This is a genomic window from Streptomyces sp. NPDC059456, from assembly GCF_042750055.1.
Lineage (GTDB): Bacteria > Actinomycetota > Actinomycetes > Streptomycetales > Streptomycetaceae > Streptomyces.
In genome coordinates, this window is sequence record NZ_JBHYVA010001074.1 from 1 (window position 1) to 1,646 (window position 1,646).

At 77.6% G+C, this 1,646-nt stretch carries 1 protein-coding gene; it reads left to right on the forward strand.

All coding sequences use genetic code 11. From position 1 onward, the window contains the following. The coding region (locus ACFXA3_RS42265) for an FAD-dependent monooxygenase (protein WP_385196804.1) at positions 1–1,221 on the forward strand (1,221 nt) is incomplete at its 5' end. Positions 1,222–1,646: the final 425 nt, after the last annotated feature.

A 1,646-nucleotide genomic window follows, 5' to 3' on the forward strand; every position in this document is an offset into this window, starting at 1 on the left:
GGCTGGGGGGGGGGGGGGGGGGGTGGGGGGGGGGCGCCGGGCGGGGGCGCGCCGGGGGGGGCGGCCGCCCCCCCCCCCGGCGCCGACCGGGTGGTGGTGCTGGAGCGCACCCGGGGACGGCTGGCGGACCGGGGACTCGGCCTGTGCGTCCACGACGGCCGGGCCGCCGAACTCGCCGCCACCGGCGCCCTGCCCGGAGGCATCGCCGCGCACCGGCTGACCCGGCGCCGGTGGGTGGTCCGGGACGACAGCGCGGCCGGGCCGTCCGGGCGGCTGTTCTGGGAGCAGCCGTTCCCCTTCCACTCGTACCACTGGGGGCTGCTGTGGCGCGGGCTGCGCGAGGCGACCCCCGCATCGGTCGTCTACCGGCAGGGCGTGGTGGTCGCGGGCGTGGCCGACGCCGGCGAGCGGGCCGAGGTACGGCTGGCCGACGGGACCGCCGAGCCGTTCGACCTGGTCGTCGGAGCCGACGGGTACCGCTCGGTGGTGCGCGATGCGGTCTGCCCCGGGTCCCGGCCCTCGTACGCCGGGTACGTCTGCTGGCGCGGGAACTTCGACGCCCGGCGGCTGGACGCGCTCGGTGACGGCGACTGGCCCGCCGACTCGGTGACCACCGTCTGCTTCACCGGCGGAAGCTGCGTGGTCTACCGCATCCCCGGACCGGACGGCCCCCGGGTGAACTGGGTCCTGTACGCCCTGCCCCCGCAGACCGGCAGGCTGCCGTTCGACGACCCGACGAGCTTCCCGCCGGGCCGGGTCACCGAGGAACTCACCGCACACCTCGGCGCGTTGCTGGAGCGGGAGTTCCCGCCCCACTGGGCGCGCGTGATCGGGCTGACGGAGCCCGCGGACACCTTCGTCCAGCCCATCTACGACCTCGAGACGGCCCGTACGACGGCCGGGCGGCTGCTGCTCGCCGGAGACGCGGCCACCGTGGTGCGCCCGCACAACACCAGTGGTGCGGCCAAGGCGCTCCAGGACGCCACCGCGTTCGAGGACGCCTGGCGCCGGTCCGGCACCTGGGCCGAGCTGCTGCACGCCTACCAGGCCGCGCGGGGCGCGGCGGGACGGGAGATGGTCGCGCTGGCCCGCCGCCTCGGCCACGGCCAGGTGGAGCAGACCCCGGCCTGGGCCACGATGGACCACCACGAGGTGGAGTCGTGGTGGCGGGCACTGCTCGGCGGAGCCCCCGACATCGGCGGCCAGGCCATGAGGACCTAGCAGGTGTTTTCCCCGCCCCGCCTCGCCCAGGCGGGGCGGTTCGGCGACCAGGAGCCCGTTTCGTCACCCGTCCCGGCGGCCGGTCCGGTTCCGTGTGGCGAGGCGCTGACCTGCGCGAACGTTCGATCGGCGGACCGTCCGCAGCGGGCGCGCCCGGGCCGTGCCGGGCCGCCGTCCGAACGGCACGAGCGGCGGAGCGGCGCCCTTGCGGCCTACGCTGGAGACGGCGGCCGTCCGCGGTGAGCGGCCCGGGCGGCCGCCCCGGTGGCTGCGGGCACGTACCCCTCCTTGAACCCCGCGCCCGCGGCGCCGGCCCGGCGGCGGGCGGCGCGGGGCGCCGCGGGGCCGGGGGGCCCCCCCGGTGGGACCGTGGTTGGCCGGTCTGGTTTAAACAAAACCCAGACCACGAGACCCAATTGGGTGGC